The sequence below is a fragment of the Kribbella sp. NPDC023855 genome (assembly GCF_040639475.1).
Classification (GTDB): domain Bacteria; phylum Actinomycetota; class Actinomycetes; order Propionibacteriales; family Kribbellaceae; genus Kribbella.
In genome coordinates, this window is sequence record NZ_JBFAAA010000001.1 from 444,035 (window position 1) to 466,839 (window position 22,805).

22 protein-coding genes and 1 riboswitch are annotated in these 22,805 nt (G+C 68.9%); of the genes, 16 read left to right on the forward strand and 6 right to left on the reverse strand.

Annotated elements, in window-relative coordinates:
- Positions 1 to 10 precede the first annotated feature (10 nt).
- Positions 11 to 1,192 (reverse strand): hypothetical protein, encoded by a 1,182-nt coding sequence (locus tag AB0F51_RS01995; RefSeq protein WP_360272600.1) that lies wholly within the window; start codon positions 1,190 to 1,192, stop codon positions 11 to 13.
- 468 nt (positions 1,193 to 1,660) lie between these two features.
- Between AB0F51_RS01995 and surE the strand changes: the two genes are divergently transcribed.
- A complete protein-coding gene (gene surE, locus AB0F51_RS02000; protein ID WP_360272603.1) occupies positions 1,661 to 2,416 on the forward strand; it encodes a 5'/3'-nucleotidase SurE in 756 nt (251 codons plus the stop codon).
- Positions 2,417 to 2,986: 570 nt separating this feature from the next.
- Positions 2,987 to 3,130, forward strand: a riboswitch (cobalamin riboswitch).
- Here surE and AB0F51_RS02005 read toward each other — a convergent pair.
- On the reverse strand, positions 3,086 to 3,361 hold the full coding sequence (locus AB0F51_RS02005; RefSeq protein WP_360272605.1) for a hypothetical protein: 276 nt from the start codon (positions 3,359 to 3,361) through the stop codon (positions 3,086 to 3,088). (Overlaps the previous riboswitch by 45 nt.)
- A gap of 172 nt (positions 3,362 to 3,533) precedes the next feature.
- Here AB0F51_RS02005 and AB0F51_RS02010 point away from each other — a divergent pair, with 172 nt between their 5' ends.
- The 8 genes from AB0F51_RS02010 (at position 3,534) to AB0F51_RS02045 (ending at position 12,974) form a co-directional block, all read left to right on the forward strand.
- Positions 3,534 to 5,615: a magnesium chelatase subunit D family protein gene (locus AB0F51_RS02010; protein WP_360272608.1), complete on the forward strand. Its 2,082-nt coding sequence runs from the start codon at positions 3,534 to 3,536 to the stop codon at positions 5,613 to 5,615.
- Positions 5,615 to 6,229 carry a cob(I)yrinic acid a,c-diamide adenosyltransferase gene (gene cobO, locus AB0F51_RS02015; protein ID WP_360272610.1) on the forward strand — a complete coding sequence of 205 codons (615 nt, stop codon included), beginning with the start codon at positions 5,615 to 5,617 and terminating at the stop codon, positions 6,227 to 6,229. Before AB0F51_RS02010 ends, cobO begins: the two co-directional genes overlap by 1 nt.
- 4 nt (positions 6,230 to 6,233) lie before the next feature.
- Positions 6,234 to 7,586 carry a cobyrinate a,c-diamide synthase gene (locus tag AB0F51_RS02020; RefSeq protein ID WP_360272612.1) on the forward strand — a complete coding sequence of 451 codons (1,353 nt, stop codon included), beginning with the start codon at positions 6,234 to 6,236 and terminating at the stop codon, positions 7,584 to 7,586.
- Positions 7,583 to 9,004 (forward strand): 5,6-dimethylbenzimidazole synthase, encoded by a 1,422-nt coding sequence (gene bluB, locus AB0F51_RS02025; RefSeq protein WP_360272614.1) that lies wholly within the window; start codon positions 7,583 to 7,585, stop codon positions 9,002 to 9,004. The genes AB0F51_RS02020 and bluB overlap by 4 nt, the downstream gene beginning before the upstream one ends.
- Entirely contained in the window at positions 9,001 to 9,615 is a 615-nt protein-coding gene (locus tag AB0F51_RS02030; RefSeq protein ID WP_360272617.1) for a hypothetical protein, read from the forward strand. The genes bluB and AB0F51_RS02030 overlap by 4 nt, the downstream gene beginning before the upstream one ends.
- 134 nt (positions 9,616 to 9,749) lie before the next feature.
- Positions 9,750 to 10,859: a hypothetical protein gene (locus AB0F51_RS02035; RefSeq protein WP_360272619.1), complete on the forward strand. Its 1,110-nt coding sequence runs from the start codon at positions 9,750 to 9,752 to the stop codon at positions 10,857 to 10,859.
- Positions 10,860 to 11,230: 371 nt separating this feature from the next.
- The gene (locus tag AB0F51_RS02040; protein WP_360272621.1) at positions 11,231 to 12,103 is read left to right on the forward strand and encodes an ABC transporter ATP-binding protein; all 873 of its coding nucleotides are present in this window, start codon (positions 11,231 to 11,233) and stop codon (positions 12,101 to 12,103) included.
- Complete coding sequence (locus AB0F51_RS02045) at positions 12,090 to 12,974, forward strand: ABC transporter permease (RefSeq protein ID WP_360272624.1); 885 nt, start codon at positions 12,090 to 12,092, stop codon at positions 12,972 to 12,974. The genes AB0F51_RS02040 and AB0F51_RS02045 overlap by 14 nt, the downstream gene beginning before the upstream one ends.
- A 36-nt stretch (positions 12,975 to 13,010) precedes the next feature.
- Here the strand turns inward: AB0F51_RS02045 and AB0F51_RS02050 are convergent, their stop codons facing one another.
- Positions 13,011 to 13,742 carry an alpha/beta hydrolase gene (locus AB0F51_RS02050; protein ID WP_360272626.1) on the reverse strand — a complete coding sequence of 244 codons (732 nt, stop codon included), beginning with the start codon at positions 13,740 to 13,742 and terminating at the stop codon, positions 13,011 to 13,013.
- Positions 13,743 to 13,787: 45 nt separating this feature from the next.
- On the opposite strand from AB0F51_RS02050, the gene AB0F51_RS02055 reads away from it, so the two are divergent.
- Positions 13,788 to 14,681 carry a putative RNA methyltransferase gene (locus AB0F51_RS02055; protein WP_360272629.1) on the forward strand — a complete coding sequence of 298 codons (894 nt, stop codon included), beginning with the start codon at positions 13,788 to 13,790 and terminating at the stop codon, positions 14,679 to 14,681.
- A gap of 48 nt (positions 14,682 to 14,729) precedes the next feature.
- On the opposite strand, the gene AB0F51_RS02060 is transcribed toward AB0F51_RS02055, so the two are convergent.
- Positions 14,730 to 15,395: an NAD(P)H-dependent oxidoreductase gene (locus AB0F51_RS02060; RefSeq protein WP_360272632.1), complete on the reverse strand. Its 666-nt coding sequence runs from the start codon at positions 15,393 to 15,395 to the stop codon at positions 14,730 to 14,732.
- 127 nt (positions 15,396 to 15,522) lie between these two features.
- Between AB0F51_RS02060 and AB0F51_RS02065 the strand changes: the two genes are divergently transcribed.
- Entirely contained in the window at positions 15,523 to 16,041 is a 519-nt protein-coding gene (locus AB0F51_RS02065; RefSeq protein ID WP_360272635.1) for a MarR family transcriptional regulator, read from the forward strand.
- A 20-nt stretch (positions 16,042 to 16,061) separates the two neighbouring features.
- On the opposite strand, the gene AB0F51_RS02070 is transcribed toward AB0F51_RS02065, so the two are convergent.
- Together AB0F51_RS02070 and AB0F51_RS02075 are read right to left on the reverse strand one after the other, a co-directional pair.
- Positions 16,062 to 16,730 (reverse strand): response regulator transcription factor, encoded by a 669-nt coding sequence (locus AB0F51_RS02070; protein ID WP_360272638.1) that lies wholly within the window; start codon positions 16,728 to 16,730, stop codon positions 16,062 to 16,064.
- 67 nt (positions 16,731 to 16,797) lie between these two features.
- Entirely contained in the window at positions 16,798 to 18,063 is a 1,266-nt protein-coding gene (locus tag AB0F51_RS02075; protein WP_360272641.1) for a histidine kinase, read from the reverse strand.
- Positions 18,064 to 18,660: 597 nt separating this feature from the next.
- Between AB0F51_RS02075 and AB0F51_RS02080 the strand changes: the two genes are divergently transcribed.
- Genes AB0F51_RS02080 through AB0F51_RS02100 form a run of 5 tightly spaced genes read left to right on the forward strand, consistent with a single transcriptional unit; the run spans position 18,661 to position 22,759 of the window.
- Positions 18,661 to 19,704: an ABC transporter substrate-binding protein gene (locus AB0F51_RS02080; RefSeq protein ID WP_360272644.1), complete on the forward strand. Its 1,044-nt coding sequence runs from the start codon at positions 18,661 to 18,663 to the stop codon at positions 19,702 to 19,704.
- A 1-nt stretch (position 19,705) separates the two neighbouring features.
- Complete coding sequence (locus tag AB0F51_RS02085) at positions 19,706 to 20,503, forward strand: ABC transporter ATP-binding protein (protein WP_360272647.1); 798 nt, start codon at positions 19,706 to 19,708, stop codon at positions 20,501 to 20,503.
- Positions 20,500 to 21,279: an ABC transporter permease gene (locus tag AB0F51_RS02090; protein ID WP_360272650.1), complete on the forward strand. Its 780-nt coding sequence runs from the start codon at positions 20,500 to 20,502 to the stop codon at positions 21,277 to 21,279. Before AB0F51_RS02085 ends, AB0F51_RS02090 begins: the two co-directional genes overlap by 4 nt.
- Positions 21,276 to 22,364 (forward strand): Ldh family oxidoreductase, encoded by a 1,089-nt coding sequence (locus tag AB0F51_RS02095; protein ID WP_360272653.1) that lies wholly within the window; start codon positions 21,276 to 21,278, stop codon positions 22,362 to 22,364. The genes AB0F51_RS02090 and AB0F51_RS02095 overlap by 4 nt, the downstream gene beginning before the upstream one ends.
- Positions 22,364 to 22,759, forward strand: a complete 396-nt coding sequence (locus AB0F51_RS02100; protein ID WP_360272655.1) for a RidA family protein — start codon at positions 22,364 to 22,366, stop codon at positions 22,757 to 22,759. The genes AB0F51_RS02095 and AB0F51_RS02100 overlap by 1 nt, the downstream gene beginning before the upstream one ends.
- Positions 22,760 to 22,805: the final 46 nt, after the last annotated feature.

Genomic DNA, 22,805 nt, shown 5'->3' on the forward strand with positions numbered 1-22,805 from the left:
GGCGTCGGAGCTAGCAGACGTTCATCGTGCTGTTGTCGAGGGTGATGGCGCGGAAGGTGGTGTTCGTTCCGCAGGGGTTCTCGGTCACCCGGGAGTTCCGGACGGTGAGGTTCTGGATCGTGATGTCGCGGTTGTTGGGGAACTCGGTGCGGGCGGCCAGCCGGATCTCCCCGCCGCCGGTGACGGTGCCGCCCACGGCCGCGATGTTCACGTTGTAGCAGTTCTCGACCAGGATGGCGTTGTTGCCGGTGTTCGAGATCGTCACCCGGTCGATGACGGCGCCGCCGCTCTCCGAGACGCAGAAGACGCCCCGACCGCCACCGCGCGCGATGACCGTGCCGACGCGGATGTTGGTCGGGTAGTTGGAGCCGACCCGGCCGTTGCGGTTGGCCATCCGGAACGCGGCGTACCCGGTGCCGGCGCCGGCACCGTCGGCGTCGACCGTCCCGACGGTGGCGTTGATGGTCTGGTTGAGCAACAGGCCGGAGTCGTGGGTATTGCGGGCGGTGACGGTACCGATGGTGAGTCCGTCGACTCCATAAGTCTCGACGCCGTGGGTGCCGGTGCCGGAGACGTACACGTTGTCGATGCGCACATTCTTCGTCCAGCGGGTGGTGTCACCGCGGTTGTCGATCCGGATGCCGAGCCCGCCGGACAGCCGCATGTCCACCTGGCCGATGACGACGTTCGTGACGTTGCGCATGAAGACGCCGTACAGCGGCGCACCGGTCATGGTCAGGTGCTGTACTTCGATGTCGTTGACGTTGCGGGCGTAGATCGGGGCCTTGTCGCCTGTGCCCGAGCCGGTGACGTTGATCGTGCCGCAGATGTCGATGGTGGTGTAGCTCGCTAGCGACACCCGGGCGTCCTTGCTGATCGTGCCCGAGCCTCGGACTACTACGCGCTGCTTGGAGGTGCGGCCCGCGGTCAGGCGGTTGATCGCCGTCTGCATCGCGCTGGCCATGCTGGTGCCGGTGTAGGTGGTCGTGCCGCCGTTCTTCGCCGTCCAGGTGCTGCCGCTGAGGGTCACTTCTGCGTGGTAGGTGCCGGTGCCGCAGTCGGCATTCGCACTCTCGGCCGCCCGCTCTCGCTGCTCCGCCAGACCGGCCGCCTGGGATGCCGTTGGCGCCGCTGCGCCGAGCATTGTTAGGGAGAGCAGCGTGGCGGCAGTGCGCCGTCGAAGAGTGGACATAGGGGCCTCCGAGAAGTGGGCGGGCGGAGTGCTGGGCGGGGCGGGGCTGAGGTGTGGCGGACGGGTTGGCAACCGCTTTCCGCCGCCTCGGATTGTTCCGAGCCCCTCACTCGCCCGTCAAGCCTTCGTAACCGCTTGATCACCATGAGTGTTGGCCGGATCCGGACATCGAGTCTCCAGACGGCTAGCGGGGCGGGGTGGGACAGCAACCGCGGCATAGGAATCCGCCACGCCCCAGGGCTCGAAGCCTGACGGGTTGACTTGCGCATCATCGCGATCGCGACCGGTTGTTCGGAGTTGCTGGGTTGGTGGGCTACCGCGCGCCGACCACCGGGCCCCGGTGGTCGCTCTCATGACGGCGGGGAGCTGACCCGCCGCCGGTGTCTGGAGCGGCGCGAGTCAGTACAGAGGTGTCCGGGGCCGGCGCGAGTCGGTGCCGGGGTGTCTGGGGTGTGATTGGGTTGAGGTATGGCGCCCGAACAGTTGCGAGTCCTGGTCACGAACGACGACGGTTACGAGTCCCTGGGTATCCAGGCGCTCGCCGCGGCCATCGAGGAGGCCGGCCACGAAGTACAGGTAGTGGCGCCCTGGGACGACCAGAGTGGTGTCGGGTCTTCGCGAGCCCGGATGATCGGCCGGCGGATCGCGTCGAAGGTCGGCGAGAACGGGTTCGTCGGCATCGACGGGACACCGGGGATCGCGGTGACGCTGGCTCGGCTGGGCGCCTTCGGGCCGTCACCCGACATCGTCGTGTCCGGCATCAACCACGGTCACAACATCGGCCCGATCCTCCACTCCGGCACAGTCGCCGCCGCGCTGACAGCCGCCACCCAGGGGCTGTCCGGGCTCGCGATCAGCATCGACTCCGAGGATCCCTCGTACTTCGAAACCGCGGGCGCCGTCGCCGCGGAAGCGCTCACCTGGCTCCGGGAGCAGCCGGTCGGCACGGTGATCAACGTCAACGTGCCCGACGTACCGGTGAGTGAACTCAAAGGCGCCCGCTGGGCCCGCCTGGCGCCGTACGAACGCTCCCGCCTGGTCCTCGAAACAACCCCGACCGGCGACCAGCTCATCACCCTGCGAACCCTCCCACCCCCCACCGAACCCGACACCGACGAGTCCCTCCTCCTCGACGGCTACATCACCGTCACCCCCCTCACCGGCGTAACAGAACTCCCCGGCACCTCAGCCGCCACCCACCTATCAGCCACCTTCACCAACTAACACCCACCACCCCGACAGCGGACGCCCCCGGCAGCAACCGCGCACGAGCCACCAACTGAAGAGCAACAAGCGAGGCGGCTCCCCAGAAGGCCGCAGCCGGCTGTGCCGGCAACCCGAGGGCACCCACCCGGGCGGCACGCTGGCCGGGTGGGGTGAGCCGGGGGTGGGCGGCCACCACCCCCTCGCAGTAAGCCCAAGGGGCAGCCCCGGGTGGCGCCGCACGGGCGCGGGCGGCGCAGCCTGGCGCCGTGAGTTAGACGATCGCCCCGCCGCCGCTGCGGGTCAGGCGAGCGCGGACCGCTCTGCCGTCGTCCTCGGATGGAGCGGACTGCCTCGCTTGCGTAACCCGCGTGGCAATTGGTTGCCATCGGTGTGTCGGGCTCTGACGGCGGGGTTCTGCTTGCGTGGGGTGTTCGCGTACTCCGGCGGGGTTGTCCGCGTACTCCGGCGCCGTCACCGGTCGCCGGGTCGGCCTCGTGTGCGTGGCGGAACTGAGTTGCCAGTGGGTTGCTTTGGCGTCGGGGTGCCCGCCGGTGATGACGCTCACCTGCTCCGGGGGCTTCCGGGGTGGGGGTGGTGTGGAATGATCGCCGGGACGGTTGTGGAGGAACACCGGTGACGGCCCTGTCGGGGCTGGATTCCGGGGCGGTCCCGCCACTGTGACCGGGCTCAGGTCCGGAAGCCAGGACATCCGCGATCGTCCGTCAGGGAGCGCTCCGCGCGCCCGGCGTGCCAAGTGCCGAGGCGGGCGTGGACACCCGCAGGACGAAGGGAACCACCGCCCATGCGGTCTGCTCCGACAAATCCCAGCACCCCCGACGCCCGTCCGCTGCCGACGGATCCCGACTCGTCCAGCGACCGCGCGGTGACCACGGAGCCCGGCTCGTCCGGCGGTTCGCCGGTGACCACGGAGTCCGGCTCGTCCGGCGGTTCGCCCCTGACCACGGAGTCTGGCTCCTCCAGCGGTTCGCCGGTGGCCACGGACTCCGGCTCGTCCGGCAACCGGCCGGTGCGGACGGGATCGAGCTCGGCCGGCGGTCGGCCGGTGGCGACGGGGTCCGGCTCTTCCGGCGGTCGGGCGGTGGGGATGGGGTTTCCGTTTACTGCGGTGGTGGGGATGGGGGATCTTCAGCTGGCGTTGATTCTCGCGGCGGTTTCGCCGGCGATCGGTGGCGTGCTGATTCGTGGTGAGAAGGGGACCGCTAAGTCGACCGCGGTGCGCGCCCTCACCGAGATCCTGCCGCCCGTGGAGGTAATCGACGGCTGTCGCTTCTCCTGCGACCCCGCCGCCCCCGACCTCACCTGCCCCGACGCGCCCCACGCTCCAACAGACAGCGACGTACAGCTGAAGGCGGTTTCGCGACCGGCTCGGCTGGTCGAGTTGCCGGTGGGAGCTACCGAGGATCGTGTTCTGGGGTCATTGCATCTCGAGCGAGCACTCTCTGAAGGCGTCACGGTCTACGAGCCCGGCCTGCTGGCGGCCGCGCACCGCGGCCTCCTGTACGTCGACGAGGTCAACCTCCTGCACGACCACCTGGTCGACGTACTCCTCGACGCCGCCGCGATGGGTCGTGCGACCGTCGAGCGCGACGGCGTCTCGATCACCCACCCGGCGAGCTTCGTGCTCGTCGGCACGATGAACCCTGAAGAGGGCGAACTCCGCCCGCAACTACTCGACCGCTTCGGCCTGACCGTCGACGTGGTCGCCAGCCGCGACCCGGCCGTCCGCGTCGAGGTGATGCGCGCCCGTCTCGCCTACGAGGCTGACCCGATCGCCTTCATCAGCAAGTACTCCGGTGCGCAGGCCGAACTGTCCGAGCGCATCGCCAAGGCCAAGTCCCGCCTCTCCGACGTCATCCTCACCGACGCCGCGCTGCGCCAGATCGCCGAGATCTGCGCTTCGTTCGACGTCGACGGCATGCGCGCGGACCTGGTCACAGCCCGTACTGCGGTCGCCCACGCCGCCTGGTCGGGCCGGACCGTCGTCGAGGTGGAAGACGTCCGCGCCGCCGCGAAGCTCGCCCTGCCGCATCGCAAGCGCCGCAACCCCTTCGACGCTCCCGGCCTCGACGACGACCAACTCGAGCAAGCCATCCAGAACAGCACCCCGCCAGACCCCGACCCCGACGACGACCCGGATGGCGGCGGCCCGGAAGGCGGCGGCTCCGACGGCGGCCCGGACGGCGGCTCCAAGGGCGATGGCCCCGAGACGCCGCCACCGACAGACACCGACGATGGCGCCGACGATCCGTCGGACCCAGCCGACAACCGACCCGACGCCTCGAGCGCATCGACCGATTCAGACCAGGGTGAGCCGGGCCGCACCCCGGGGCAGCCGGGCGAGAACGCCAACTCCGGTGCCGCGCCCACGGGTGAGGTGGCCGCCAGCTCCACGCCGTACAAGGCTCGTCTTTTGAGCGTGCAAGGCGCCGGAGCCGGTGTGGCCGGACGGCGTTCGAGAGCGCTGACCGAGGTCGGCCGTGTGGTCGGCGACCGCGCCCGCGTCGGTCGCGAATCGGGCCGCCCGCACCTGCTGGCGACCATCCGCAGCGCGGCTCCCCACCAACACAGTCGCGGTCGTAAAGGACCCGGTCTCGCCGTCCGCTCCTCCGACGTACGGCTCGCGGTCCGCGAAGGTCGGGAAAGCAACCTCGTCCTCTTCTGCGTCGACGCCTCCGGCTCGATGGGCACGAAGAAGCGGATGACCGAGGTGAAGACCGCGATCGTCTCGCTCCTGCTCGACGCCTACCAGCGCCGCGACACAGTCGGCCTGGTCACCTTCGCCGGAGCCGACGCGACCGTTGCCCTTCCGCCGACGGGCAGCGTCGAAACCGCAGTACGGCGGCTCGAGTCTCTGCCGACCGGTGGTCGCACGCCGCTGGCGGAGGGCCTGTTGAAGGCTTCCGATGTACTGCGGATCGCCGCGATCCGCGATCCGCGCCGGCGGCCCTTGCTGGTGCTCGTGACGGACGGCCGAGCGACGGCCGGCGACAAGGCGTTCGCCAAGGCGAAGCAGGCCGCCGGATGGCTGGCTCAGCAGGGCATCGCGTCGGTCGTGGTCGACTGCGAGCCGCGTCGTGGCGTCCGGCTCGGGCTGGCCGCGGAGCTCGCCGCCGACCTCGGCGCGGAGTACCTGGACCTAGGAGAAGTTGCCGCGGGCAATCTTGTTCGCGCCGTCACCGATCGGAGCGCCGCCTGATGCCGCAGGGACAGCCGAGTGTCGTACCGCAGGACGGGCTGACCACCCGGCAGCGCCGGAACCGGCCGCTGCTGATGGTGCACACCGGGGAGATGAAGGGGAAGTCGACCGCGGCGTTCGGGATGGCGCTGCGCGGTTGGAACCAGGGCTGGAACATCGGCGTCTTCCAGTTCGTCAAGAGTGCGAAGTGGAAGGTCGGCGAGGAGAGTGCCTTCAAGGCACTCGGGCAGTTGCACGAGGCAACAGGTCAGGGCGGGCCGGTCGAGTGGCACAAGATGGGTGAGGGCTGGAGCTGGTCGCGCAAGGCCGGCACCGAGGAGGACCACGCCGCCGACGCAGTCGAGGGCTGGCGGGAGATCCAGCGCCGAATCGCCGCCGAGACGCACGATCTGTACGTGCTGGACGAGTTCACCTACCCGATGAAGTGGGGCTGGGTCGACGTCGACGAGGTGGTCGAGACGCTGACGTCGCGCCCGGGCCACCAGTACGTCGTGATCACTGGCCGGAACGCGGACCAGCGGCTGCTCGACGCCGCTGACCTGGTCACCGAGATGACCAAGGTCAAGCATCCGATGGACGCTGGCCAGAAGGGCCAGAAAGGCATCGAGTGGTGACGAGGTGACTGCGCGGGTTGTGGTGGCGGCGCCTTCGTCGGGCGCTGGGAAGACGACTGTCGCCGTTGGGTTGATGGCTGCGTTGCGGCGCGCCGGGCACGGCGTGGCCGGGTTCAAGGTAGGGCCGGACTACATCGATCCCGGGTTCCACGCCGTGGCGACCGGGCGTCCGGGGCGGAACCTCGATCCGATGTTGTCGGGGGAGGAGCGGGTCGCGCCGCTGTTCGCCCATGGCTGTGCCGGGGCCGACATCGCCGTGGTCGAAGGGGTGATGGGCCTGTACGACGGTGCCCTCGGCACCGAAGGGTTCTCCTCGACGGCACACGTCGCGAAGTTGCTGCAGGCACCAGTTGTCCTGGTGGTCGACGCATCCGCGGCCGGCCGGAGTGTCGGCGCGGTCGTCCAGGGTTTTGTTGCCTTCGACACCGGTGTCCGGATCGTCGGGGTGATTCTCAACAAGGTCGGTTCGGACCGGCACGAGGCCGAGGTCCGGGCCGGCGTCGCGCCGACCGGCGTACCGGTTCTCGGCGTACTGCGCCGGGACACCCGGCTGACCGTTCCGAGTCGGCACCTCGGTCTCGTGCCGGCCGACGAGCAGCGGGAACAAGCCTCGGCGGCAGTCGATGCGGCCGCCGAGTTGGTTCGCCAGGGTGTCGATCTGGAGGCGTTCGTCGCCGCCGCGCGGGCAGCGGCACCGCTCGACGTAACCCCGTGGGATCCGGCCGCTGAGGTCGCCCCAGCAGAAGAAGGCCGCCCGGTCATAGCGATGGCCGGCGGTCCCGTCTTTTCCTTCCGCTACACCGAGACGGCCGAGCTTCTGACCGCCGCCGGCGCGGACGTCGTCACCTTCGACCCGCTGCACGAGTCGTTGCCAGAGGCAACTTCAGCACTCTATCTTGGTGGTGGCTTCCCAGAGCTGCATGCCGAAGCACTGTCCGCCAACGTCGCCCTGCGCGAGCAGGTCGCTGCCGAGGTCGCGGCGGGTCTGCCGGTCGTCGCCGAGTGCGCCGGCCTGCTCTACCTGTGCCGCGAACTCGACGGCCACCAACTAACCGGCGTGCTCCCCGCCAAGGCGCAGATGACCAGCCGCCTCACGCTCGGCTACCGCACAGCCGTCGCCGCGTCGACGACAGCTCTCTTCGACGAGGGCCGGCGAGTGCACGGACATGAGTTCCACCGCACGACCGTGGAGTTCGACAGCGAGGTCCCGGCCGCTTGGTACCTGCCCGGCGGCCAGGAGGGTTTCGCGCGTTCACAGATCCACGCCTCCTACCTCCACCTGCACTGGACGGCTACCCCCGACGTACCGGCCCGCTTTGTGGCGGCCGCCAGGATCCACGCAGGGCTTGAGAAGTGAGCCTCGTCCTAGGCGTCGGCCTGCGCTCCGGTACGTCGTACCGGGAACTGCGGGATCTCGTGCACTCGGCCCTGGGCGCGCTGGACCCTGCGGACGTGACTCATGTGGTCACTGTCGAGGGCAGAGAAACAGAGCCAGGGCTGCAACGACTAGCGGCCTCACTGGGTGCATCACTGCTCACTGCAACCAAGCAGGAGCTCGCCCAACAAGCAGTACCGACCCCAAGCGACCAGGTCGATCGCCTCGCCGGTACTGCGAGTGTGGCCGAGGGAGCCGTGGTGCTGAGCGGGGCCGAACTCGTAGTGGCCAAGCAGGCTTCCGGTCGGGCCACTGTCGCTGTCGGCCGACTCCCGGCGACTACAGCCGCTCCTGGGTACCCGGTAGGGGAGCGGGACGTAGTACACCGGGTAGTGGCCGAGCGGCGTGATGTGCGGCGTGGATTCCTTCCTACGCCTGTTGCCGACGATGTGCTCACCAGGGTGCTGGAGTCGGCGCATCGGGCGCCCAGTGTGGGGTTGAGCCAGCCGTGGGACTTCGTGCTGATCAGAGACGTCGCCACTCGTCGCAAGATCCGGGACCTCGCTGCTGCCCAGCGGGACGCGTTCGCGGCTTCACTGCCTGCTGATAGGCGCAATGCGTTCGACGGGTTGAAGATCGAGGCGATCTTGGAGACGCCACTCAACATCGCTGTCACCTGCGACCCGGGACGAGGCGGCCGGCACGTACTGGGCCGCCATGCCGATCCGCGGACCACCTGGTTCTCCGCGGCGATCGCCATCCAGAACCTGTGGCTGGCGGCGCGTGCGGAGGGGCTTGGCGTCGGCTGGGTGTCGTTCTTCGAGCCGGGTGAGGTCGCTGCGGTGCTGGACCTGCCGTCGCACGTGGAGCTGGTGGGCTACCTGTGTGTTGGCCATGTGGAGGAGTTCGCTGCGGCGCCGGAGCTGGTTCGTAGTGGCTGGGCTGCGCGGAGGCCGCTGTCGTGGGCCGTGCATCAGGAGGCGTGGGGCCAGCGCGGTCTCCCGGGGGATGAGCCCGGTGCTGTGATCGCTGGCGACGCTGCGGCGGCTGCGGGCGTAGTACGGACTGTAGGTACGCAGTCGGTGCGGTTGATCGTGGCGGAGGTCGCGGCTGCGGAGTACCTGGAGGCGGCGGAGGCGCTCGTAGTACAGGTCGGTGGTGAGCAGCCTGCAGCGGACTTCGGGGTGCTGTGGCGGCCGGCGCGGACAGTGGACGAGGCAGTGGAACTTGGCGTGGAGTTAGCGCGTGACCTCGTACTGCAAGGAGTCGGTTCGATCCAGCTGGAGTTGGCATCGGACTCCGCGGAGGCAGCGGGGCTGGCCCGCGGCGTACGGCTCGGGGCGCTGGCCTGTGGGGCAGCGGTGGATGAGCCGGTGGAGATGAAAGACTCCTCCGCATGACCGTCCCACCTCAAGGCCCTGCGCCTATGTACGTTCCCGCCTTCTCGATGAAGCAGCGGATCACGATGATGGCGAACAGGTACGAGCTCATCGTCACCAACCCCGACGGCACCGACGGGCAGCTGCTCGCGTTCGCCCAGCAGAAGCGGCTGGCCATCAAGGAGGAGGTCACCTTCTACGCCGACGACACCAAGAGCCAGGCGGTGTTCTCCTTCAAGGCCCGCAAGCGGCTCGACCTCGGCGCCGGGTACGACGTCTTCGATGCGAACGGTCAGTCGATCGGCTGGTTCAAGAAGGAGTTCGGCAAGAGCCTGCTGCGGTCCAGCTGGCAGCTGGCCGGCCCGGGCCTGGAGGCCGACGGGGCCGAGCGGAACCCGACCATCGCGATCGTCCGGCGGGTCTGGCAGTTCGTCCCGGTCGTCGGCGACATCCCGTTGCCGTTCATCTTCCACTTCGACTTCAAGGACCGGGCCACCGGTCAGCCGGTGCTGTCGGTCGAGCGCAAGATCTCGGTGCGCGACCGGTACCGGGTCAGCGTGCAGGACTCGCGACTCGATTTCCGGGTGGCCGCGGCGATGACGGTGGCGCTGGACGCGCTGCAGAGCCGCTGACCTCTTGGAGTCCGACGCTCGTAGTACCTCCGGTTGTGGACGTACTGCGAGCGTCGTAGGCGATGCTCACTCTTTTGGGTGAACGAACCCCGAGCGCCTTGGTTCGGCGGGTGCGCGGTGCGAGTCTTGGAGACATGGGAGCAGCGAAGCGCAGTCGACGGTGGTTGGTTCCGGCTACGGCAGTTGCGGTGGTCGCAGGCGTGGGGGCGTTCGGGCCGATGGTCGCGGACGCGTCTCCAGACCTGCCGAAGATCACCGCACAGGAGTTGCTGGCGCGAGTCCAGACGGCCAAGGTGGACGGCCTGTCGGGCACGGTCACGTCCTCGACCGATCTCGGCCTGCCGGCGCTGCCCGGGATGGAGGGCGAGGTCAACCAGTTCCTCGACCTGCTGACCGGTGACCACACCGCGCGGGTGGCGTTCGCAGGGCCGGACAAGGCTCGCGTCTCGGTGCTCGACCACATGGCCGAGCGCGTGCTGACCACGGACGGCAAGACCGCGTGGGTCTACGACTCGTCCCGGCGTGAGGCGACCAAGGTGACGCTGCCGGCGCACAGGGCGCACCCGGCCAAGCCGGAGATCGCGCCGGAGAAGCAGGCCTACGATCCGCAAGCGGCGGCGAAGAAGTTCCTGGCCGCGATCGACCCGTCGACCAAGGTCGAGGTCAGCGGCACGGAGAAGGTGGCCGGACGCGACGCGTACAAGCTGCGGCTGGTGCCGAAGACGGATCAGACCACTGTCGGCTCGGTGACGCTCGCGGTCGACGCGAAGAACTGGATCCCGCTGCAGGTGACGGTGATGCCGCGGACCGGCAAGGACCCGGCGGTGCAGCTCGGCTTCTCGGCGGTCTCCTTCGACGTGCCTCCGGCGAGCGCGTTCGCGTTCACGCCGCCGAAGGGTGTGAAGGTGACGGAGAAGCAGGTCCCGTCGAAGGTGGAGGGCAAGCAAACCCCGCCGATCACGCCGAAACCCGGTGCTCCGAAGCCCGTGAAGCCGTCCGCTGACCACCCGACCGTGATCGGTGAGGGCTGGAACAGCGTCGTCGTACTGCGCGGCAAGGCCCCGAGCAATCCGGCTCTCGACCAACTCCTGGCCAAGGCACCGACCGTCCAGGGCACCTGGGGCACCGGCAAGATCATCTCCACCAAGATGGTCAACGCCCTGATCACCACCGACGGCCGAATCTTCGCCGGCCTGGTAACCCCCGAAACCCTCCAATCAGCCGCCACCAAAACCCCCCGCTAACCCCCACCCCGGTGCCCCCCGTGCCCCCCACCCCACCCGCCACCCCCAGCGGGTCACCCCCCTCCGCTTCCACCCAGCCAACCGAGCCACCTCCGCCTGCATCGGGCGAGGTTGCTGGGCCGACTCCACCCTCGTCAGCAAAGCCTGATGCGTCGGCTGCCTCCGCATCCCCCGCGGCCGGAGGGTCGGCTCCGGCGGCGTCCACCGAGGTCGGCGAGTCCGCTCCGCTCTCGTCCACTGAGGCCGGTCAGTCCGCTGCGTCCTCACCCACCAAGACCGGTGTTGCGGGTTTGCCTGCGGTTGCGGGGGTTGGTGGGTTGCCGATTGTTACGCGGGGGCTTACTAAGCGGTTTCGGGGTGGGCAGGTGGCGGTGGACAGTATTGATCTGGAGGTTCCGGCGGGGAGCATTTTCGGGTTTCTCGGGCCTAACGGGTCAGGGAAGACGACTACGATCCGGATGCTGCTCGGGTTGATCACGCCGACGTCGGGCTCAGTGGAGTTGCTGGGGGAGCCGATGCCCAAGGCTCAGTTGTCTGTGCTGCCTCGGGTGGGGGCGTTGGTCGAAGGACCCGCCTTCTACCCGTTCTGGACTGGACAAGCCAACCTTCTCCGCTTCGACGCCGCCGACCGCACCGCCGACCCGCGCACGCGCAAGCTGCGCGCCGGCCAAGCCCTGGAACGCGTCGGCCTGTCCAACGCCGCAGGCAAGAAGGTCCGCGCCTACTCACTCGGCATGCGCCAGCGACTCGCGATCGCCGTCGCGCTGATGCAACGCCGCGACCTCCTCGTACTGGACGAGCCGACCAACGGCCTCGACCCCCAGGGCACCCGCGAGGTTCGTTCGCTGATTCGCGAGCTCGCCGCCGACGGTACGACGATCTTCACCTCCACCCACCTGCTCGCCGAGGTCGAGCAGCTCTGCACGCACGCCGCCGTGATGAGTCGCGGCCGGATCGTCCGGCAGTCGACGATGGCCGAGCTCCGTTCCGAGCTGCGGCCGCGGCTCGTCGTCCGGACACCCGACCTCGAGCGGGCCGCGACGACATTGACCAGCCTCGGACTGACCGACGTACGGACGCTGGAAGAAGTTGTCGACGGCGATCCAGGGGAGCTGCCGATCGACAAGCTCGCCGCTGCGCTGGTCGCTGCGGACGTCCGGATCCACGGGTTCGGGGTCGAGCATCCCAGCCTGGAGGATGCGTTCGTGGCGCTGACCGGGGAGGGTTTCGATGTCGCTGAGTGAAACTGCTGATCGACGCGATCTGGCCAACGTGAGCGCTCAAGGTGCCCGGCGGCCGACCGCGGGGCGGCACACGATCGCGCTGTTCGCCTCCGAGCTGCACCTCGTCTTCGGCCGCGCGCGGACCTGGGTGACTCTCGCGGTGCTGGCCGGCGTACCGGTGCTGGTCGGTGTCGCGATCAGGTTGTCCGGAGCTGAGGGCGGCGAAGGGTTCATCGGTCAGGTCGCAGGTAACGGGTTCTTCCTCGTCGTGGCGAGCCTCGCGTTGTCGTTGCCGTTCTTCCTGCCTACCGCCGTCACGGTCGTGGCGGGGGAGTCGCTGGCGGGCGAGGCGAGTCTCGGCACCCTGCGGAACATGCTGACCGCGCCGGCCGGACGATCCCGGCTGCTCGCGGCGAAGCTGGTCGCGCTGGTCGTGTTCTGCCTGGCCGCGACGCTGACGATCTGGCTTTCCGGGCTCATCGCGGGCGTGGTGCTGTTCCCCGTCGGCGATGTGGTGCTGCTGTCGGGGACGACGGTGTCGCTGGCCGACGGGTTGCTGCGCGCGTTCGGGATCGCGATCCTGGTCGCCTTGTCGCTGCTCGGACTCGCGGGCGTCGGACTGTTCGTCTCGTCGCTGACGTCGACTCCGCTCGCGGCGATGGCGGCGACGTTCGGCGCGTTCATCGTGTTCGGCATCCTCGGCGCGATCCCGCAGATCGACGAGATCCACCCGTGGCTGCTGATGTACGGCTGGCCCTCATTCGCCGACCTGCTCCGCGACCCGCCGTACTGGGACGCGATCGTCCGCAACCTCCTGGTCCAAGCCGCCTACCTAGCCATCTTCTACGCCGCCGCCTGGGCCCGCCTAACCAGCCGAGACATCAACGGCTAACCCGCGCGAGGTTGTCGCCAGCTAACGGCAGCGGTGTCAGGTGAGGTGGCGGGTGAGGAAGCTGAGGGTGCTGTCTAGCTCGTAATGCGGGATCTCTGCGTGGTTGCCGGGGTTGGCGTGGAGAGTCTTTTCGGGTGAGGTGAAGGCGTTGAATAGGGCCAGGCTTTCGTGGCGTGGCACGCGGTCGTCGTCCCACTGGATCAGGAACTCCACCGGGACGGTGATGCGCGCGGCGTCCTCGGCCGAGGCGAGTGCCCCGAACAGGCCCAGCACCGCCGCGCGGACTCGGGGCTCGGCGGCGACGAACGGCACACCGAGTCCGCACCCGAGCGACAGCCCCCAGTAGCCGACCGGACCGGCGCCGACGTGCTCGAATTGCTGGACGGCGTCGAGGACCGCTTGCCATTCCGTCACAGTCGGCTGAGCGATGAGCGTCTGGAAGTCGGCAAGCAGGGGAGCCGTCTCTTTCCCCGCTGACACCAGAGCCTGCTCCTTGGTCGCGAGCCGGTCGAACTCCGCGTCCCTCGGTCGTTCGCCGTGACCGCGCACATCAACCGCCACCGCCGCAAATCCGCGCTCGACCACGAAGCGACGTGCACGGGCGACCATGCCGGGAGCCAGCTTGTGCTCGCCTCCGCCGTGTCCCATGAAGATCAGCGGGCGAGTACCGGCGGCACCTTCGGGCGTCCACAGCACGCCGGGCAGCTCGCCAAGAGTGAAGAGCTGTTGGCGAACGCCGTCGGACGACGTCTCGGAGGTCAGGCGCATGATGCGCAAGCCTTTCAAGGCGCGGTACTAGGTAGTCTCCGGGGTGTGCACCCCGACCTGGTCTCCGTACTGCGCTGTCCGGTCTGCGGTGACGCCCTGTCCCTGACAGCCCGTACTGCGGTCTGCCCGCGCCGGCACGCTTTCGACCTCGCCAAGCAGGGCTACCTCAACTTGTTGCCCTCGGCCTCGACCGGCATCGAGGGCGACTCAGCCGCAATGATCGAAGCCCGCGACGCCTTCCTCTCGGCCGGCTACTACACCCCGATCCGCGACGCGCTAACCACTGCAAGCGCCAAGGCTCTTGCGCACAAGCACGCTGAGGGCGCCGCCTTGGGTGGTGGGCTGGTGGTGGAGGTGGGGGCTGGGACTGGGTATTACCTGGCGGGGGTTGTTGGGGGCGGGCGGGGGCGGTGGGGGCTTGCGTTGGATGTGTCGCGGTATGCGGCGCGGCGGGCGGCTCGGGTGGAGCCGGGGCGGATTGGGGCCGTGGTTTGTGATGCCTGGCGTGAACTGCCGGTGCGGGATCAGGCTGCGGCGTTGGTGCTGAATGTGTTCGCGCCTCGGAACGCGCAGGAGATGGCGCGGATACTCGCGCCCGGCGGTTCGCTGCTGGTGGTGACTCCCAACCAGACCCACCTGACCGAGCTGGTCGAAGTACTGGGGTTGGTTCGGGTGGATGAGGAGAAGGAGCAGCGGCTGACCGCTTCGCTGGCTGGGTCGTTCGTGCGGACCGGTAGCGAAGTCGTGGAGGTCGCGATGCGGCTGGACCATGCGGCGGTTGAGCGGCTGGTAGCGATGACACCTAGCGCGCGGCACACGGCCAAGGCCGAGTTGACGGAGCGCATCGCAGTACTGGCTGATCCTGTTGAGGTGACGTTGTCGGTGACGCTGTCTGTCTGGCAGAGCGCCGGCTCGAGCACGGCACCTGCAGACAACTAGCGACGATCGGCACCGGCCAGTTCGATCAGACTGGCGGGCGCCCCTGGATCAGACCGTGGCGGCGATCAGTTCCTTGGCGACGGCGATGCCGTGTTCCTTGGCGCTGACATGCGCCTCCTCCTCGGCGACCTTGGACGCGGGGATCAGCTCCGCCATCGCCGGGGTGACCGGTGCCAGGGTGAGTTCGGCGACCGCCTCGCGGATGTTCATACCGAACACATCTCCGAAGATGCGCTTCAGGTACGGCGTGGCGTGGTCCCAGCCTTCGCGCGGGGTGCCCGGGCCGTAGCCGCCGCCGCGAGCCAGCGTGAAGATGGCCGGCCGGCCCTGGAGCGCGGATCCACTGACCAGGTCTTTGTCGATCAGCAGCAGGTCGATCCAGGTCTTCACGTGCTGGGAGATTCCGTAGTTGTAGAGCGGTACTGCGAGCAGCACCGCGTCGGCGTTCTGGAGTTCGGCCGAGAGCTCCGCGGCCAGCGCAGTCGCCTCGGTGGTGTCGGCACGGTCGGCGTCAGGACCTGCGTCCATCCCCATCGTCAGCGCCGCCACGGCAGGCCAGACGTTGGACGGGAGCGGGTCCCGGCCGAGATCGCGCCGGACCACGACGCCGTCCGGGTGCTCCGCGCGCCAGGCGGCCTCGGCGCTGTCGGCCAGCGCCCGGCTGACGGATCCGTCGACCCGGATGCTGGCGTCGACGCGAAGGAGGGTGGTCATGTCGTTCCTCTCTGCAAACACAACGGTGAGTCGCTCAATCTGAGCTGCTCTGAAGATAGTCTGTTGAGCAGAACATATTCAAGGCAGATCGTCTTCCGAGTGGCGTAGGGCACGTACGATGGGGTCCATGACCAGTTCGACGCCGGAGGCAGGAACCCGGGCAGCTCGCGGCACCTCGGTCGAGGCTGACCTCGGCTGGGCGCTGGGTGTCGTGTTCCGGCGGTACGCCAAGACGGCGGCCGAGGCGCTGGGCGGCGTACCGGGCGGTCCGCGGGGTTACCAGGTGTTGGCCACCAGCGTGAGCGAGGGACCGAAGCGTCAGCTCGACCTGGCGGGGCAGCTCGGCGTCGACCGCACGGTGATGACGTATCTCCTGGACGACCTGGAGAAGGCCGGTCTGGTGCAGCGGCAGGCGGATCCGAGTGACCGCCGGGCGCGCTTGATCGTGCCGACCGAGCAGGGCAGGGAGACGCTCTGCGACCTGGAGCGCCGGCTCTCGGCCAGTGAGGACGCCGTGATGGGCAGTCTCGACGACGGCGAGCGGATGATCTTCCGGATGCTGCTGCAGCGAATCGCCGTCCAGGCCGACCAGGCCGACCCGCTGCACAACGCCTGCCACCTCGCGGACGAGGCCCTGGATACCTGACCGGTCACGGCCGGGCCGGGTTAGCGCAGGGGGACGAAGCCGGATTCGTAGGCCTGGATGACGGCTTGGGTGCGGTCGCGGGCGCCTAGCTTGGCGAGCAGGTTGGCGACGTGGGTCTTGATCGTCTGTACGCCGAGGATGAGCTCGGCGGCGATCTCCGCGTTCGACAGGCCGCGTGCCATCAGGCGTAGTACCTCCTGCTCGCGTTCGGTGAGTTGGTACTCGTCCAGACCGGTCGGCTGCTTCTGCTGCTCGGACACGTGAGCGAGAGCCAGTGCGCGGATCGCCTCGGGGAACAGCAGCGACTCACTGCCCGCGACCGTGCGGATCGCCGCGATGATGTCGTCCGGGGGAGTGCGCTTGAGCAGGAAGCCCGATGCGCCGGCCCGCAGCGCGTCGTACACGTAGTCGTCGTTCTCGAACGTCGTGACGACCAGCACGCGCGGCGCGGGGTCGAGGCCGTCCAGCAGCAGACGCGTCGCCTGGATGCCGTCGACGGCAGGCATGCGGACGTCCATCAGCACGACGTCGGGCTGGGTACGACGAACCACCGGCAGCACCTCGGCGCCGTCACCGGCCTCCCCGACGACCGTGAGGTCGGCCTCCGCGTCGATGATGGCGCGCAGGCCGCTCCTGATCAGCGGCTCGTCGTCCACCACGACCACCGAAATCTGCACTGTCTCCTCCATATTCATCCCCACCTCAACCACCGTTGTCCCACCGCGTTCTTGTCCCAGCGCCGCCCCGGGCCGGTCGTCATCGTGATGGCGATCGGGTCGTGACGGCGACCGGGAGGGTCACCGCGAGCCGCCAGGTGCCGGCGACCAGGCCGGCTTCGACCGTGCCGCGCAGTACGGCGACCCTTTCACGGATCCCGGCCAGCCCTCGGCCACCGCCGGAGTGGTCGGGGGTGCCCGCGGTCACCGGGTTGGTCAGTTCCAGCCGCAGGCCGGACTCGTCGAGGTTGATCACCAGGTCGACGCTGAGCTCGTCGGCCGGTCGGCCGGCGTGCCGGATCGCGTTGGTGAGGCCCTCTTGGATGATCCGGTACGCCTCCCGCGAAACCGCCGCGGGCAACTCCTCGAGATCCCCGGTACGCCGTACGCCGACCGTGATGCCACCGGCGCGAGTCGCCTCGACCAGCCTGGTGAGGTTGCCGAGTGTCGCCTGCGGCGCGGTCTGCGAACCGGGCCGGCGATCGTCGCGGAGCAGCCCCAGGACGTGGTCCAGATCCGCGAGGGCCGCCCGGGCGGAGGTCTCCATCGCGGCCAGCGCGGTTTCGGCGAAGGCGGGATCGGTCGCCAGGACCCGGCGCGCGGCGGCCGCCTGGATGGTGACCAGGCTGAGCGCGTGACCCACGCTGTCATGGAGCTCGCGGGCGAGTCGGTTGCGCTCGGCAAGGGTCGCCGTACGGCGTTCGAGCAGCTGGATCCGCTCGGCCGGAGTCGGTCCGAGCAGCCGCGGGGCGGCGTACGCGAGCAGGGCGCCGATGGCCGAGGACAGCAGGAACAGCGCGACGATCGCCACGATGGTTGCCAGCGGCATCCACACGTCGGTCCAGCGGCCGGTGACCTCGTAAGCCACGCCGGGCAGCAGATCCCGCGAGCCGGGGGAGCGGAAAGGTGCCGCCAGCAACACGGCGCCGATGCCGAAGACCACCGTGGACAGGATGCCGACGAATCCGCCCGCGACCAGATGGACGCAGAACCAGAGCGTGGTCCGCCGGCGCTGCGCCCAGGTCCGGGACGGGCCGAGGGGGCGTTCCTCGAAACGGACCCCGAGCAACGACTCGACCGCGATGCCCTCTACCTCCCGGACGGCCGGCAGGGCACCGAGGACCAGGGGCGGGGCGGCGACGACGATCGCGGCGACGATGACGGTCAGGACGTGCGGCATGTCGAGCTCGTCGAGCAACGAGACGAGACCGCTGTCGACCAGGATGAAGGCGAGCACCAGAGCGGCACCGAGCAACAGGTAGACCCAGCGCAGATAGGTCGCCCCACGCATCAACACATTCGCCACCCCCTAATCCTCGCAGCCCGCCCCGCCCTCCGGCTCCCTCCTCCGGGTGACCGCCGCCTACTGGCCTCCCACGGAGGTAGCCCGCGATGCCTGCGAGCGGGCCGTGGTCAGCGCCGAGTGTGAGTGGTCGGCGGCTGGCAGGGCGCGACTCGACCGGGTGCGTCACGCGGGCAGTGGAGCGGTGGGATAGGCGGGTGGCAACGATTTCGTGGGTGGGTGGGATTGGCTCGGTGGGTGTGCGGCGGAGGGGGATACGTTCGCGGGGTGGATGGGGTTCCCGAAGGTGGAGAGCGTTTGCATGACGGAGATCACAGTGGGGGCGGGTTTACACAAATTTGTTGTGTGGTGGGCACGTTCGGGTCGAACTGACGTCGCGATCTGCTGTTCGGGCGGGTACGGTCTGTGGTCGGGGCGGGGTGCCAGTCCGGTGACGGGCGGGCATGGGGAAGCGGCTCCAGGACGGGCGGCAGTCGGATTCTGAGGGGATCCGGACAGTGTCGGAACGTGCACGTAAAGACACTGTGAAGTCCCCGAGAGCCGATTGACCACCCTTCCATATTTGATGTTTGATCAAATATCGGAGAGGAGAGGTCCAGCATGAGGTTCAGACGTTCGGCCGTCGCCCTGGTGGCGGTCTTTGCACTCGCAACCGGAGTGAGCGCGTGCAATGCCGACAGCAAGGCAGGCACGGACGGGGACACGACACTGGAGAAGGTCAGCTACCTGACCTCGTTCAAAACTTTCGGCCGTGAGGCCTATGCCTATGTCGCCCTGGAGAAGGGCTACTTCAAGGACGCCGGTTTCGACGTCACCATCACGCCCGGCAGCGGCACCGTCGACGTGATGAAGCTCGTCGCCGGCGGTCAGGCCGACTACGGCATCGGTGACTTCACCGCGCTGGTGATCACGCTGGCCAAGCAGAAGCTGCCGGTCACCACGGTCGGGATGATCCACCAACGCTCGATGGCCGCGATCGCCGCCTTCGACGGCGGGAAGATCAAGGCCGACGACCCCAAGTCGCTGGTCGCCACACCCAAGCTGCGGATCGGTGACCAGCCGGGTTCGACCAACCAGGTCACCTTCCCGCTCTACGCCAAGCAGGTCGGCATCCCCATTGACGCCGTCGAGTTCGTTCCCTCCCCGCCTGGGGGTCTGCCCGCGCTGCTCGCGGCGGACAGGGTCGACGGCATCGGCCAGTTCGTGGTCGGCGTGCCGCTGCTCGAGGCGGCCGACAAGGAGAAGAAGCGCAAGGCCGTCGTGCTGTCGTACGGCGCGAAGGTGCAGGAGCTCTACGGCAACTCGATCATCGCCCGCAACGACCTGGTCGAGGAGCACCCCGAACAGGTGAAGAAGTTCACCGCGGCCCTGCTCAAGGGTCTGGACGAGGCGATGAAGGACCCGGCGGCCGCCGCGCAGATCCTGAAGAAGTACGTCCCGGACACCAATGTCGAGGTGGCCACCAAGGAACTGCAGCTGATGAAGCCGTTCGTCCAGCCGGACAACTTCAAGGGTGCCACCGGCGAGGTGGACACCACCCGGGTGCAGGCCATCATCGATGCGCTCGGCAAGTACGAGGTCATCAAGCCGGGCATCGTGAAGCCGGCCGACGTGGTGCACGCCGAACTGGCACCCAAGGGCTGACATGATCCGGCTGGACGGTGTGGGACAGGTCTTCGAGGGTCGCGGGGGTCAGGTCCGGGCTCTCGAGGACATCGACCTGCACGTCCGGGAGAACGAGTTCGTCACGTTGATCGGCCGGTCCGGTTGTGGCAAGTCCACACTGCTCCGGCTGATCGCGGGACTGCTGCCGCCGACGTCCGGCGGGGTCGAGGTGGCCGGTGAGGCCGTCAGCGGCCCGCGCCGGGACGTCTCTTTCATGTTCCAGCGACCGGCTTTGCTGCCGTGGCGGTCGGTGGTGTCGAACGTGATGCTGCCGGTCGAGATCTCCGGTGGCGACGCCGAGCGCGACAAGGCGCAGTACCGGGACCGGGCGCACGAGTTGCTCGAACTGGTCGGGCTCAAGGGGTTCGAGCGGCGGTTGCCGCACGAGCTGTCCGGCGGCATGCAGCAACGCGTGTCGCTGTGCCGGTCGCTGATCCGCAGCCCCAAGGTGATGCTGATGGACGAGCCGTTCTCGGCGCTCGACGCGCTGACCCGGACCGAACTGTCGGCGGAACTGCAGCGGATCCAGATGGAGCTGGCCACCACGATCGTCTTCGTGACCCACTCGATCGAGGAGGCTGTCGTGCTGGCCGACCGGGTCGCTGTGCTGACTCCGCGGCCGGGGCGCCTGCGCGAGATCGTCGACATCGACATCCCGCGGCCTCGCACCCTGGGGCAGAACGCCCACCTGACCGAGGTGGCCCAGATCAGCGCGCACCTGCACAGCCTGCTGTCCGAGCAGGAGCGGCCCGTCGACCTGCCCGAGGCGCAGCGATGACGAAGCGATCCTGGCTCACGCACTCCCGTACTGCGGCGGTGCTGCTGCCGCTGGTCGGTTTGGTGCTGGCACTCGGACTGTGGTGGCTTGCCACCATCGTGTTCTCGATCGAGGCCTACCTGCTGCCCAATCCGGGCGATGTGGTCACTGCCGTCCTGGCGCAGCCCGGTTATCTGCTGGAGCACACCTGGGTCTCGTTGGTGGAGACGGTCGAGGGTTTCGTGCTGTCGATCGTGATCGGCGTACCGGTCGCGTTGCTGATCGTCCGGTCGGTCATCGTGGAGCGGCTGCTCTATCCGTTGCTGCTGGCCGTCAACGCGATCCCGAAGGTCGCCATCGCGCCGTTGCTGGTGGTGTGGTTCGGGTTCGGTCAGGCGCCGAAGGTGCTGATGGTGCTGCTGGTCGCCTTCTTCCCGGTCGTGATCTCGACGGCCAGCGGGATGAAGTCGACGCCGGTCGAGCTGGTCGAGCTGCTCAAGTCGCTGAACGCCACCAGGACGCAGGAGTTCTTCAAGTTGCGGCTGCGGTACGCGATGCCGCAGATCTTCACCGGCCTGAAGGTCGCGATCTCGCTGGCGGTGATCGGGTCGGTGATCGCCGAGTTCGTCGGTGCGACCTCCGGCCTGGGCTACGTGATCACCCAGTCGGGTGCCAATGCCGACACCGCGCTGGCCTTCGCCGCGATGACGTTGCTCAGCATCGTGGCCATCGTCTTGTTCTACCTGCTCGTGCTGCTGGAGCACCTGCTGTTGCCGTGGGCACGGGAGACCAGGTGACCACCCAGGCCTCCGATGCCGAGCGCCGCGTGCTCGTCCGGCCCGCGTGGCTGGAGGCAACCGTCTCGGCCGTCTTCGGCGCCCTCGGGTTCGAGCCGGCCGACGCGACCCGGATCGCGGTCGCGCTGGTCGAGGCCGACCTGCGCGGTGTCACTTCGCACGGCGTGATGCTCGTTCCGATGTACGTCGAACGGCTCAACGCCGGCGGGGTCACCCGGGAACACGAGCTGGACATCCTGCACGACGCCGGCGCGGCCCTCGTGGTCGACGCGCGCGGCGGGATGGGTCAACTGTCGAGCCCGCAGGCGATGGGCCATGCGATCGAGCGCGCCGGCCGGTACGGGATCGGCCTGGTCTCGGTCCGCAACGCGCACCACTTCGGCGCGGCCAGCCGGTGGGCGATGCAAGCGGCGCAAGCCGGATGCCTGGGCATCGCGATGTCGAACACGACCCCGCTGATGCCGGCTCCCGGCGGGGCCGAGCGGATCGTCGGCAACAACCCGCTGGCGATCGCGGTACCGACCGACGGCGGGCCGGAGATCGTGCTCGACATGGCCCTGTCGGCTGTTGCCCTGGGCAAGATCCGGCTGGCGGCGTCGGCGGGCCGGCCGATCCCCGACACCTGGGCCACCGATCCGTCCGGGTTGCCGACCACGGACCCGGAGGCCGCAGTACTGGGGATGTTGTTGCCTGCGGCCGGGCACAAGGGGTTCGGGCTGGCTTTGATGATCGACGTGCTGACCGGAGTACTGAGTGGTGGTGGCTGGGGTGACCAGGTGCGGCCGCTGTACCGGGAGCCGGATCGGCCGAACGACTGCGCGCATCTGTTCTTCGCGATCGACCCGGAGTTGCTGGGTGGCGTCGACGGGTTCCGGCAGCGGTCGTCCGCACTGGCCGCAAAGGTGCATGCCAGTGCGACAGCTCCCGGTGTGGACCGGCTGTACGTGCCGGGGGAGATCGAGGCCGAACGCGCGGCGCAGCAGCGGCGCAACGGCGTACTGATCGAGCGGTCGGGGCTGGACGGGTTGCTGCAGGCCGCGCGGGCGGTCGGCGCCGTCGTCCCGACGGGAGGGGTGCTGAGCTGATGGCGAAGAGGCAACTGACCAGCGCGGCGCTGCGGAGCCCGAACGGGGTGTTCTCGCAGGCGACCACGATCGAGGCGACCGGCCGGCTGGTGTTCGTGTCCGGGATGACCGCGCGGCGGCCGGACGGCAGCATCGCCGGCGTCGGCGACATCCGCGAGCAGACCCGGCAGGTCTGCGAGAACGTGCAGGCCGCGGTCCGGGAGGCCGGCGGCACGCTGGACGACGTCTGCCGGGTGGACGTGTACGTCCGCAACATGGAGGACTTCGCCAAGATCCACGAGATCCGCGCGCAGTTCTTCCACGAGCCGCTGCCCGCCTCGACGATGGTCGAGGTCAGCAAGCTGGCCCACCCCGACTACCTGATCGAGATCAGCGCCATCGCGGTGATCCCATGAGCAAGCGCACCCGGGAAGCGGGTGATCACGTGCGCGGCGTCGAGTG